This is a genomic window from Brevinema andersonii (assembly GCF_900112165.1).
Taxonomy (GTDB): Bacteria; Spirochaetota; Brevinematia; order Brevinematales; family Brevinemataceae; genus Brevinema; species Brevinema andersonii.
Window position 1 is genome coordinate 17,408 of sequence record NZ_FOKY01000013.1, and the last position, 11,026, is coordinate 28,433.

At 36.7% G+C, this 11,026-nt stretch carries 10 protein-coding genes and 1 tRNA gene; 4 read left to right on the forward strand and 7 right to left on the reverse strand.

Features of this window, described 5'->3' with window-relative positions:
- Positions 1 to 53: 53 nt before the first annotated feature.
- On the forward strand, positions 54 to 1,505 hold the full coding sequence (locus BM018_RS05680) for a Do family serine endopeptidase (RefSeq protein WP_092319509.1): 1,452 nt from the start codon (positions 54 to 56) through the stop codon (positions 1,503 to 1,505).
- Positions 1,506 to 1,510: 5 nt separating this feature from the next.
- Here the strand turns inward: BM018_RS05680 and BM018_RS05685 are convergent, their stop codons facing one another.
- The 3 genes from BM018_RS05685 to murA all read right to left on the reverse strand — a co-directional run bounded on the left by BM018_RS05685 (position 1,511) and on the right by murA (position 4,081).
- Positions 1,511 to 2,698, reverse strand: coding sequence for a hypothetical protein (locus BM018_RS05685; RefSeq protein ID WP_092319511.1), 1,188 nt, complete (start codon positions 2,696 to 2,698; stop codon positions 1,511 to 1,513).
- A 27-nt stretch (positions 2,699 to 2,725) separates the two neighbouring features.
- Positions 2,726 to 2,798: transfer RNA gene (locus BM018_RS05690), tRNA-Thr, on the reverse strand.
- Positions 2,799 to 2,809: 11 nt separating this feature from the next.
- Positions 2,810 to 4,081: a UDP-N-acetylglucosamine 1-carboxyvinyltransferase gene (murA, locus tag BM018_RS05695; RefSeq protein ID WP_092319513.1), complete on the reverse strand. Its 1,272-nt coding sequence runs from the start codon at positions 4,079 to 4,081 to the stop codon at positions 2,810 to 2,812.
- 141 nt (positions 4,082 to 4,222) lie between these two features.
- Between murA and yidC the strand changes: the two genes are divergently transcribed.
- The 3 genes from yidC (at position 4,223) to BM018_RS05710 (ending at position 8,230) form a co-directional block, all read left to right on the forward strand.
- On the forward strand, positions 4,223 to 5,824 hold the full coding sequence (yidC, locus tag BM018_RS05700; protein ID WP_092319515.1) for a membrane protein insertase YidC: 1,602 nt from the start codon (positions 4,223 to 4,225) through the stop codon (positions 5,822 to 5,824).
- A gap of 42 nt (positions 5,825 to 5,866) precedes the next feature.
- Complete coding sequence (gene mnmE / locus BM018_RS05705) at positions 5,867 to 7,234, forward strand: tRNA uridine-5-carboxymethylaminomethyl(34) synthesis GTPase MnmE (RefSeq protein WP_092319517.1); 1,368 nt, start codon at positions 5,867 to 5,869, stop codon at positions 7,232 to 7,234.
- Positions 7,235 to 7,297: 63 nt separating this feature from the next.
- Positions 7,298 to 8,230, forward strand: a complete 933-nt coding sequence (locus tag BM018_RS05710; RefSeq protein ID WP_092319519.1) for a flagellar filament outer layer protein FlaA — start codon at positions 7,298 to 7,300, stop codon at positions 8,228 to 8,230.
- Positions 8,231 to 8,506: 276 nt separating this feature from the next.
- Here the strand turns inward: BM018_RS05710 and BM018_RS05715 are convergent, their stop codons facing one another.
- The 4 genes from BM018_RS05715 to BM018_RS05730 form a co-directional block, all read right to left on the reverse strand.
- Positions 8,507 to 8,872, reverse strand: a complete 366-nt coding sequence (locus tag BM018_RS05715) for a hypothetical protein (protein ID WP_092319521.1) — start codon at positions 8,870 to 8,872, stop codon at positions 8,507 to 8,509.
- A complete protein-coding gene (locus BM018_RS05720; RefSeq protein ID WP_092319523.1) occupies positions 8,869 to 9,312 on the reverse strand; it encodes a hypothetical protein in 444 nt (147 codons plus the stop codon). The genes BM018_RS05715 and BM018_RS05720 overlap by 4 nt, the downstream gene beginning before the upstream one ends.
- A gap of 167 nt (positions 9,313 to 9,479) precedes the next feature.
- Positions 9,480 to 9,707 carry a hypothetical protein gene (locus BM018_RS05725; protein WP_092319525.1) on the reverse strand — a complete coding sequence of 76 codons (228 nt, stop codon included), beginning with the start codon at positions 9,705 to 9,707 and terminating at the stop codon, positions 9,480 to 9,482.
- 235 nt (positions 9,708 to 9,942) lie between these two features.
- Positions 9,943 to 10,539 (reverse strand): hypothetical protein, encoded by a 597-nt coding sequence (locus tag BM018_RS05730; RefSeq protein WP_092319527.1) that lies wholly within the window; start codon positions 10,537 to 10,539, stop codon positions 9,943 to 9,945.
- Between the last annotated feature and the right edge of the window lie 487 nt (positions 10,540 to 11,026).

Consider the following 11,026-nt stretch of genomic DNA (forward strand, 5'->3'; position numbering starts at 1 on the left):
TTTGCATTTTGTATTACTTTATTTATATAGAACAAAAATTATAGGAGCTTTTTATGCAGAAAAAATACTCTCGGATGTTAATACTATTTTTTATTGCTGTGGTGACCATAGGTGTATCTATTTTTACGGCGGCACAAAAATCAGAGCTCAAAATTGTTGAGAAAAATCAGGATATCGAATCACTACCAGAGCTGGATACTGCTCTCAAACTCCAAACCGTATTGCGAAATATTGCAGAAAAAACAACTCCCGGTGTAGTCAGTATAGAGGTTGAAGGTTCGGTGCCGGTACAAAATCCTATGATTAACGATCCTTTTTTCCAGTTTTTTTTCGGTGACAGCGAGCGTATTCAAAGGCAATATAATAATATGGGATCTGGATTTATCATCACCAGTGATGGGTATTTGTTTTCTAACTGGCATGTTGTTAAGGATGCGTCTTTAATCCGTGTACTTTTGTCGGACGGGCGTACATTTGATGCAAAGCTTGTCGGTGCTGACACAGAATTAGATATAGCACTGCTGAAAATTGAAGGAAAAGGTTTACCTGTGGTGCCGATTGGTAACTCTGATGAAAGCCAAGTTGGTGATTTTGTTGTGGCGATCGGCAACCCGTTTGGCTTATCTGGAACATTTACTTTTGGAACAGTCAGTGCGTTAGGTCGTGAAGGGATGTTTCCCGGACTTCAGCGTTTTATCCAGACAGATGTGGCGGTTAATCCTGGGAATTCGGGAGGACCTCTTCTCAATATAAAAGGTCAGGCGGTTGGGATTAATACAGCTATTCGCTCACAAAGTGGTGGCTATGAAGGGATTAGTTTTGCAATACCGATTAATGCAGCACGCCAAATTGCTGAGCAACTTTTCCAGAAAGGCTCAATTGAACGTGGATTTTTAGGGCTTGTACCTCAAGAAATTGATGCGATAACTAGAAAATCATTAGGATTGAAAGAAAAAGAAGGTGTTCTTATTTCCTCACTCGAGATTAATGGTCCTGCAGAAAAATCCGGGCTTAAACAAGGAGATATCATTACAAAAGCAGATGGTAAAATAATTTCCAGTCCTGCAGAACTGACTGCTAATATTGCTGGCCGTACTCCTAAAACCAGTGTAGAATTGGAGATTGTCAGAAATGGAGAGAGAAAAAATATTATTGTTACTTTAGGAACACGCCCTTCAGCTATTGTGCGCGGGGATAATTATGACACACAAAAACCTTCTGCAGCAGGTTCTGTAGAATTTCAAAAAGTGATCTTTGAAACTCCATCACCTCAGGAGCTTCGTAAGAACGGTGCTCAGGAAGGTGTAATTGTACGTAGTGTCGATCCAAATAGTAAATTAGGATTTATTCTGTCGAGAGGTGATATTATTGCAGCTATTAATAATACGCCGATTCCAAATTTAGAAGCAATGCGGTCTTTTGCTCAAAATAATGCAAATACTAAAATATTTGCTTTTGCTATTTATAAAAATGGATTTTTAGTTTATCGTAGTATTGAGTTCTAAAAGAGTTATTGAAAGCGATTTGAGCTAAGCTTAGGTATAGAAAAATTAAATTTTATTAATGTACCGATATCAATAATAAAGTTCAGACTTGCTCCTAAAATTCCAGCTTGCAGAGCTATTTGGGCACTAAGTTTGAGTTCAGGAGTGTTGATACCGAATTGTGTTACGGTATTTATCAGAGAATCCTGGACGGGAATAACGATAAAAAAGTTTAAAAACCATGCAAAAATACTGCATAATAAAGAAAATGTAAGTGATAGACATATTATAGAAACTTCAGTATAATTTGGGATGCCCCAAAGCTTATAGTGTTGTATAGCTATTTGAAATTGACGATAATAGTTAAGATTAGCGGAAGTTTTGAGTAAGCCAAAGGCGCATAAAACACTAATTCCCAATATAAGGAATATTTGCTTTAGTTTTTGGAAAGTTTTATTTTGTAAGGACTCTACATTGTCAGTCTGAATTTTATAGCCAAGAAGTTCAATACTGGTTTTCATTTTTGCAAGATTTCTTTTTGTCATTCCCTCAACTGTTTGAATATCAATAAAATTATAACTGGGATTTAGCCCTTTTGCTTCATAAATGGCATAAAGCTTTTCAGCTGGCACACTGACAACGGCTCCGAATTCCTGAGAATCGAATCCTGTAATAATAGCATCATATTTACTACCCATAATTGTTAGAGCGACACCAGGGATACCTAGAAATGAAGACTCTTGCAACACTGGCCAACCTCGAGATGGAGCAATATTATTGTAAAGATTGATTGCCTGCTGAGGGATTAAAACTGATATATTGTCTAGTGAAGTTGAAGACCATTCTTTTTTATACTCTAGATAAGCCATATCAGCACCGCATGTTTCGGGGATTCCTTTAAGCCTCACGGAATATTTTGCTTCGAAACCAAAGTAGCCAATAGAACCTTCTGCTAATTCTTCCGGCGTGAAATGAGGCAAAATACGTGCGGAACCTTCGATATTATTGAGTTCAGCTAAAGAATCTTTAGTGAGTGGTTTGGCAGATGACGGTATAATTCTTATGGTAAAAAATTTATCAGTTTTTGTTGCACCTTCTTTTAAATAGAAATCCGCAATCCGAGCTACGGAAAGCGTAACCCCAAAAATACCGACCGCTGTTCCTAAAATAATACTCCAAAACAACGATCGGGCTAACATAACAGCTAATTTCATAATAACATCCGTTTTAATTTCGGCACTAGCCACAGGGCGGGATCGAACCGCCGACCTATTGATTACGAATCAATTGCTCTGCCAACTGAGCTACTGTGGCATATTTAATTTTTATCTTGTTCTACGGATCTGTGCTCCAAGACCAGATAATTTTTGTTCGAACATTTCATACCCTCTATCGATATGATAGATACGGAGAACTTGAGTTTCTCCTTCGCTGGCAAGACCAGCAAGTACTAAAGCAGCCCCTCCTCGTAGATCAGAACTCATAATTGCAGCTCCGGAAAGCTGGGGAACTCCTCGAATGGTGGCATGAGCTTGATCAATATGAATGTCAGCTCCCATACGATTGAGTTCGGCAGCATGCATGTAACGGTCTGGATAAATATTTTCTTCAACAGAGCTGTTCCCATCCGCAATGCTTAGCATTGTAAGAAATTGAGCTTGCAGGTCTGTGGGAAATCCTGGATAAGGCAAAGTAGCTACATTAACTCCTTTGATTTTTCCTCCGCATGCCCGAAGTGATGTTGATGACAAAATTTCAATTGTCATCCCTGATTCACGAAATAAACGAATAGGTTCTTCAAGGTGTTCCGGCACACAGTTTTCTATGATAATATCTCCTTGTGTGATGCCTGCTGCTAAAATAAATGTTCCTGCTTCGATACGATCCGCAACAACCGTATATTCAGTTCCATGGAGGGCTTTGGTGCCTTCGATGACCAAACTGGACGTTCCAATACCAGAAATTTTTGCTCCCATATTTATTAACATATTTGCCAGATCTGAAACTTCAGGTTCTTTTGCAGCACCATTGATTGTTGTTTTGCCTTTAGCCAGAGTAGCTGCCATCATGATATTTTCTGTAGCAAGTACAGAACTGCCATTTTTCCCACTAAGGTCCATTGTTTTTCCGACGAGATTCCCTGATGTTTCTACAATTAAGTAGCCATGTTCAATAGAGCATGAAGCAGATAATTCCTCAATTCCTTTGATATGAAGGTCTATGGGTCTTGGCCCTATTGCACAACCTCCAGGAAACGAAATTTTAGCCCGTCCTATGCGTGCTGTTAAAGGTCCCATAACAGCAATAGATGCCCGCATTTTGCTGACAATGTCATAAGGGGCTTCTACATTAAGATTTTGATGTTCTTCAATGATAACAGTTGTACCGTTACGGATAATTTTTTTTCCGAGAATCTCCAAAAGCGTAAACATAGTAGAAATATCTGCTAGAACCGGAACATTATGCAGAGTAACGGTATCTTTTGTCAGCAGAGTGGCTGCTAGAAGAGGTAAAGCTGCATTTTTTGCGCCGCTGATGGATACTGTGCCTTTAAGGGGAATGCCACCTTGAATGACGTATTTTTCTAATTGAGGCATTATCACTCCTTACATAAAAAGTAGTTACATTATAAATTATCTTGAAAATAAGGTCAAGATTCGATGAAATCTATTTTTGTCTTGACCTTCCGGCGATTTTATTGTAGAATATGAGGGACTTGTCTCATTCAGGAGGGAATCATGTCCAAAAAAACAATAAAAAAATTTATAGTTTATGTGTTTACGGTTGCAAATGTTCTAATGACTACGGAAATTTTTGCACAGACTGTATTGCCTCATGGGATTGTTTATTCCGAGTCGAAAAACCGTCAAACTAATAAAATCCAAGCTCCGGATGGTTCCCTCAAAGCAATGTTCAATAATTATGCAGGCCGTGCTGTCGAAATTTCTATTAATGGCGGTTGGAACCGCTTGCAAAATGATATTATTCTTAGTGATATTCAGCATACAGCTTATCCTTTTGATTTTATTTTTGGTACGTATACTGATCTTATCACTAATGATGCTCGCCCTGTTTACAATATTAGTAATATCTCAGAATCTCAACTTCAGATGCGTGGGCAAGCTATGCTTGCGGATGCTGATATTTCAATTATTCGAGATATTGTTTTTTCCGATCAGGGCCGCGTTATAGAAAAACTTATTTTATCCAACTTGTCTTCTCATAATGTTGAGCTTGATTTTGGAGGTGTTGCTTTTACTTTTGCTAGTTTGTTTGATTTTACGCGTATTTCATCGAACAACAATAATATTTTAAGCTATCGTTATTTCGATACCAAATTAAAAAAATCAAGGTTTCAATCATTAGGAGCAACCGGTCTAGCAAATGCTATGGCATTTGTGCCTTATCCACGATGGCTGACAATTTCTGACAATTTTTTCATTAATATTATTCGTCCTTCTGACAGCTGTATAATGGCTATTTATAATGCTTTTGATTCTGGCAGTAAAAAGCGTGTTGGTACAGGAATTCAAGTGCTTGCTACCAATATTCCTGCATATGGAGCATTAGAATTCAGTCTGGAGTATTATTTGGGACCTATGCAGGAAAATATTATCTCATCGATTGATAAAAATTATAACAAATTATTTGCTTGGCCAGGAATTTTTAATTGGTTTATGAAACCAATCGAAAAGGCAACAGTATGGTTTTTGGATTTCATGCTCCGAAAAACAGGGAGTGCTGGTTTGATGCTTGTTCTTATTGCGCTTGCTGTGAAACTTCTTCTTCTTCCGTTGTCCATAAAATCAGCAATTTCAATGAAAAAAATGCGACTGCTCCAACCGAAACTCAATAAACTTCAGGAAAAATGGGGAAGCGATCCCCAAACCCTCCAGCAAAAAACCATGGAACTCTACAAACAGGAAAAAGCAAATCCTTTAGGCGGGTGTTTGCCTCTTTTGTTGCAAATACCTGTGTTTTTTGTATTGTTTCGTGTACTATCGCGTTCAGTAGCGTTACGAGGAGCAGGGTTTCTATGGATGAAGGATCTTACACTTCCTGATTCTTTGTTTATGATAGGAAGTTTCCATTTTAATCTGCTTCCAATTATTATGACGTTGCTGCAATTGGTGTCTGTGTTACTGCAGCAAGGGCGTATGACCTCGCAGAACGAAATGCAGAAACAAATGCAAATGCAAAGTTATTTGATGCCGGTTATGTTTTTGTTTTTGTTTTGGAATATGCCCTCAGGGTTGGTGTTGTATTGGACTGTACAGAATATTTTTTCAATTATCGAACAAGAATTGATTAATCTGGATGACAGTTTAGGAAAAAAATAAAAAATAAGCCGGCAAAAACCGACTTATTTTGTGAGGATAATAATGATTTCAGAAAAAATTATCGCTGCTCCCGCTACCGCTCAAGGAATAGGAGCTGTTGGTATGATTCGTATTTCTGGTAAAGGTTGTATCAGCCAATGTGACTGTTTTTTTCGCTCGGAAAAAACGTTGAGTGATCGCAAGCCTAATACTATTGCTTATGGAAAGTGGATTGATCCGGATACTAGCCAATGCATTGATGAAGTGTTAGTAGGTATATTTCATGCTCCACACTCGTTTACAGGTGAGGAATCATTGGAAATCTGGACGCATGGTAGTCCGTTCATTATGAAGGAGATGATGCGTGTTTTGTTGGTGCATGGTATTGCAGCAGCAGCTCCGGGCGAGTTTACAATGCGGGCTTTTCTCAATGGAAAGTTAGATCTTACGGAAGCAGAAGCTATTCGAGATTTAACGCATGCGCAAACGAAAATGGCACATACCCAAGCTTTGGGACGTTTGGAAGGCAAGCTTTCTGCTAAAATTCATCACTTGCATAATGCTGTGTTGGATTTGCTTGCTATGTTGGAAGCAGCTATTGATCATGCTGATGAAGATTTAGACTTTGAAACTCAATCTCACACACTACAGAGGATCGACGAGTGTATTCTGCAAATTGATACTTTATTGCTTGGTGCTCAGACAGGCCGTATGAGCGTTGACGGGATAAAAGTTGCTTTAATTGGGCGTCCTAATGTCGGTAAATCTTCTCTTCTGAACGCATTAGCTGGTGAGGATAGAGTCATAGTCAGCGATATTGCAGGCACTACGCGGGATGTAGTGGAATTTTCAATGAGTGCACGAGGATTGCTGATAAAGTTTTTTGATACGGCGGGTATTCGGTCGACAGAGGATCCTATCGAACGTGAAGGCACAAAACGTAGCCTAAAAATTCTAGAGGAAGCAGATATGGTATTTGTTGTGATTGATACGTCACAGCAGCTTCAAGATGATGATTTAATGATATTACAGCAACTCCCTGCCGATAAAGTTTGTTTTATTCTGAATAAGTCAGATCTTCCTTGTGTGCTGTCACTGGAGAGTTTTGAGGAGGGAAGGAAAATTTCAGTTTCTGCGGCAACCGGTGATGGTTTGGAACAAATTTTTGATTTTATTGCTGAATTCTATCGAAAAGAAGGTATTGATCCTGAAAATGATATTTTAATTGCAAACGCACGGCAAGAAAATTTGCTTAAGTCGGCAAAAAAGGAACTTCAAATGGCAAAAAAATGTCTTTGTAATCAAGAGTTTGAAGAGTTAACGGTGTCTCATGTTCGAAAAGCTCGTATTTTTGTTGAAGAAATAACTGGAAAAACTAATGATAATGCTATTTTGGACAGGATTTTTTCTCAATTTTGTATAGGAAAGTAACAATAATCTTATCTTTTTCAGAAAAGTGCCGAAAAATATTTATATTTGAGAAAAGGGTAAAAAATGAAATATAATGTTTTTTGGGTATATATTGTGTTTCCACAGCTTGTTTTTACGCAGAATGTGCAGACATTTCTAGATTTTAATACTTTTGAAGAACAAATTCAACAAATATACACCAATCGTGAAAATCGTTTGGTTTCTGAGAACGGAAGTCCTGTTGCGGAATTGGGATCCGAAATGTTTATGCTCAATAATTGGCTGGTAACTTTAACAAATTCGGCAGGCGAAAATCCATTATCACAACAGGATTCCTATTCCAAAAAAATCAACAGCTCCGAACGTGGTACAGTTTTGGGAGTGCGTGTTCGTTTTCCTGATTGGCCGTTTCCCGGTGAAGCTTATATACGGCCAACTTTTCCGATCATGCCTTTTACCCGAACAGGTGCTTACGCTAATATTAATAATGGCGTTGTTACTAATGTCGGGCGGGTCAAATCTTTTTCAATATGGGTCAATGGACGTAATTTTCCCTTTACTATGGGTGTTCGTGTTCGAAATATTCAAAATAAAATTGTTGAATTTCCTGTCGGTTCGTTGATGTATATGGGTTGGCGCAAACTGGTTTATAATAATTCGCAATTTTCTGAAAGCATCGAAGACCAAATTTTGCCTGTGCATCCTATCTATCCTGATTCTATCCCATTGCTTCATTTTGACAGTTTTGTTATTTACAGGCAAGGGAATTATGCGGGAAATAATTTTATCAGCTATATAGGATCGTCGGAAATTGAATATTCTCCTTATGCCTTGCAGCATGATAACGATATCGATGATGAATCTGAGTGGGGGATCATTAGAAAACGCCAAGAAAATCAAGGAGGGGCCGTTAATATACGTTTATATGAAAATCTTCTACAGTACGAGTATGCTAAACAAAGACTAGAATATACTGGCGTGAAAAGCCGTTACCAGCAAAACGAACAAAATCAATAGTAAAACCGCCTATCCGACGGAACAGGGACGTTAGTACGGAATCATAGGCGGAGATACACAAAGAATGCTTTGTAAGGTCTTGCGCTTACCGTAGAAAAGAGCATCATTATGATGCTCTTTTTGTATTTGTCATTATTTACCAATACTGTATCAATATAAAATTATCTTATGATGAATTTTATAATACTATCCAAAAGTTTTAGAATTATTTCTATGAATTTATTGGATGGTAGTATTTTTTATCGTTAATAGTAAGTTATGCCTATAAAATAACTATTAGTTTTTATTATTTGTGATCATAATAAGAATTTTTTTCTGTATATAGTTATAGTGTAGTGCCCAATCAGCAATAGAATTAGGTATGGTATTAATTCGCTCTGCAGTATCTTTTTCTAGTATCAATACTTGATTTTGCTGGCTGGTTCTGATAATATCTTGTAGCCATTGTGAATCATCTTTTTGCCTGATTTCAAATCCTGCAATCCCTTGGTCGAAGTCAGAAAACATCGCAACAAAAGAACTAAAAATCATTAAAGGCAGAAAAATTTGAAAAAATTTCTTGTGTTTGTTATAAGCATCCATAAAAACTTTTAATTCAGCAATCCAGAGTGACCATAAAACAGGCGAATAATAGGTATTCACATTATAGCTACTGCCAAAATCAAGATAAGTGAGCAAACAAGCAAAGAGAAGTTAAGATATTCTCCTCTTGATATGGATTTATATTTGAAAAAACGATAACAATACCAAAATGCAATAAGAATACCTAAAATTATCGAAATATCCTGATAAATTGAGCCTGAAAAAATAGTTTGATATATTTTTTCAAAAGAAAAATTAAGGACTTGTTTTTGATACCAAAAACGACCAGAGAAGATATTTCTGTAAACTGCCCATAATCCATGTGCAATATGAGTTAGTAGTAATAGCCAAAGTAATTTTGATGGTCTGATATCTGGTTTGAAAAAACACGGAAATAATTGATGGGTCCATAAAAAAATAAGTGTAGCAATAGATAACCCCACACCTAACCAATTAGCATGATCGTTAACTTGGGTTCCCATATAGAAAATGGGAAGCATAATACCGTAAAAAAGATAAGGATTTTTTCCATAAAGTTTGGGAGGTATCCCTTACGATAAAAATAGAGAATAGGCAGCCATGCAGTAAGAGTAAGAAGCAGTGATCCCATGATTTGTGCAATGTACGTGTAAAACCATTGAACAGGAAAATTATTAGGAGTTGCAACCTAATAGAACATCTGCAGTAAAAGGATAATCGTTAATTGTTTTTCTGATTTATTTTTATTATTAACAAAAAGCGATGAAATGTATACCAGGCTTAAAATAATAGCAGGAGCAAAAATAGCTTGAGAGATTTTGATTCCTATGTAAAAATTACCGATTACAGCACCAATGAGTTGACCTAAGCCTTTGAGGCTGAGTATGTAGAGGACTTCTGAAAAATGGCGCCCCATATGCCATCCATGTATCGGGAAATATAAAGAGGGTGTTATTCCATATACTGACAATACTGCCAGTCGTCTTGAGTAAGCGGCAGGAAGTAATACACTAAAAATAGTGTTAAAGTTGTAATAATAAAGATTTTAAAAGCGAGATCAATTTCTTTTAGTGTGTGTGTGTGGGGGGGGGGGGGGATTTTTCATATTAGCCTCTTTTTTTAAGATTGTTGGTGTTAAACTCTATAACTTCTCAAGACCAAAATCGACCGAAAAATCTTTCATTAGAAATTTGATAGGAAATATTATTTTTATCTGCTTTTTCTATGAAGGAATAATAAGTATTATTACCTCCAAGGTCATTGGGTCCATTAATTAATACGCTTTTTCCTGAAAAATTGTCGAAAAGTATTCGTGCATGTGCACTTGCGTTGAAAATTTTATAAATATCAGTGAAAAACATAATATAATTTATTGATAAGATCGTAATAAAAATATTGTAATAAAATATTTTTTTGATTTGAAGGGAAACCAAAAAAATAGCAGAAAGCAGTAAAGCAATCCACATTTGTGGAACATAGCGTGCCCACCAGGAACTAGGCATAATCAGAACAGATAACCAAATCGCTCCAATATAAAAAAGAATTCGTTTATCGGTTTTTTTATTAAAAAAAAGTATTCCATACGATATTAAGCTGATGATTAATAAAACAGGTGTATAAAAACCAAATCCATTAATACGGATATCATATGTTGAACCTGCTAGAGAAACGGGAAAAATTTTAAAATGAAAGTTGAGAGATTCTGCTTGGATGCTGTTCGATGGCAAACTAAAATAGGAGAGTGTCATATAACATTTAGTTTTTCAGTTTTTGAACTATAAAAATTAAAATTTGTCAAAAAATTTATGCTATTGTTTTCAGATAGTGAGGAAGTAAAAAGAGAAAAGATGAATTAGTAGAATAAACCCATGAAGAGAGCCCCCAATTCTCCCTTAAGGCTTAAGGATTCATCATCCTTAATGCTGAAATCCCTCCCCAAAATATTAATAGGGAGGGATATTATTGTCTTTCTTTCTGCTCTTTCTTACTTATTGATTCCTTGTTTTCCTCTGATGGAGGATATTATTGATAATCACACGAATACGGCATTCGGAAAGTTTGTTTTCTTGAGTTAGTATATGGTAACTAGTTCCTGTTCTCCATTTCCAGAAGATATAGTCATTCCTGACGAGTCTTTGGGCAGAGTTTATGGTAGGGATGTATTTTTTTCTATCGGAAAGGCAATAAAGGATGGCCAGCACCATAATCCTTCCTTTTCCTGGCTGGAGTTCTTCG

Excerpts from the sequence above, each read along its gene's own strand:
- BM018_RS05720 (WP_092319523.1), bottom strand. The coding sequence starts at position 9,312 with ATGCTTCCCATTTTCTATATGGGAACCCAAGTTAACGATCATGCTAAT.
- BM018_RS05680 (WP_092319509.1), top strand. The coding sequence starts at position 54 with ATGCAGAAAAAATACTCTCGGATGTTAATACTATTTTTTATTGCTGTG.
- mnmE (WP_092319517.1), top strand. The coding sequence starts at position 5,867 with ATGATTTCAGAAAAAATTATCGCTGCTCCCGCTACCGCTCAAGGAATA.
- yidC (WP_092319515.1), top strand. The coding sequence starts at position 4,223 with ATGTCCAAAAAAACAATAAAAAAATTTATAGTTTATGTGTTTACGGTT.
- BM018_RS05725 (WP_092319525.1), bottom strand. The coding sequence starts at position 9,707 with ATGGGGCGCCATTTTTCAGAAGTCCTCTACATACTCAGCCTCAAAGGC.
- BM018_RS05730 (WP_092319527.1), bottom strand. The coding sequence starts at position 10,539 with ATGACACTCTCCTATTTTAGTTTGCCATCGAACAGCATCCAAGCAGAA.
- murA (WP_092319513.1), bottom strand. The coding sequence starts at position 4,081 with ATGCCTCAATTAGAAAAATACGTCATTCAAGGTGGCATTCCCCTTAAA.
- BM018_RS05710 (WP_092319519.1), top strand. The coding sequence starts at position 7,298 with ATGAAATATAATGTTTTTTGGGTATATATTGTGTTTCCACAGCTTGTT.
- BM018_RS05685 (WP_092319511.1), bottom strand. The coding sequence starts at position 2,698 with ATGAAATTAGCTGTTATGTTAGCCCGATCGTTGTTTTGGAGTATTATT.